The following is a 569-nucleotide window of genomic DNA, read 5'->3' as shown; positions in this document are numbered from 1 at the left end:
CCTGCTCCGACGCCTCCTGCTCCTGCTCCGGCTCCGGTGGTGTTGGATAAGACGCTGGCTGCGGTCAATGCCGGGGATTTCAACCGCAACGGCACCGATGACCTTATCTCCCGGCGCCCCGATGGGACCCTGTGGTTCCATGACGGCACCGGCACCGGATCGTTCAAGGCTCCGGTGAAGATCGGCTCGGGCTGGGGCATCTACAGCCAGCTCATCGGCGGCCAGGACTTCAACGGGGACGGACGCCCCGACCTTGTTGGACGCAAGACCGATGGCACGCTGTGGTTCTACGCCGGCACCGGCGTGGTCACGGCCACCGCCGAGGGCTACAAGGGCGCGGTGAAGAGCGGGCAGGGCTGGAACGCCTTTGACATCATGGTCTCCCCCGGAGACTTCACCGGGGACCGCCGTGCCGACCTGATCGCCCGCAAACCCGACGGAACCCTCTGGCTCTACCGCGGCACCGGCACCAGCCCGGGCATCGTGACCGGCGCGGTGCGCATCGGCACCGGCGGCTGGACCGGGTTCAACATGATCACCGGCGCCGGGGACTACACCGGCGACGGCCG

General features: G+C 68.5%; 1 protein-coding gene. It reads left to right on the top strand.

All coding sequences use genetic code 11. The features are described from left to right. Window positions 1-39: 39 nt before the first annotated feature. Window positions 40-569, top strand: a 530-nt coding sequence (locus AC4D2R_RS18040; protein WP_490941477.1) for an FG-GAP repeat domain-containing protein, incomplete at its 3' end; no start/stop codon positions are given.

Source organism: Arthrobacter sp. TJ-217 (assembly GCF_058269255.1).
The sequence above is the reverse complement of the archived record's forward strand: the minus strand, read 5'-3'. Positions and strand labels throughout refer to the sequence as shown.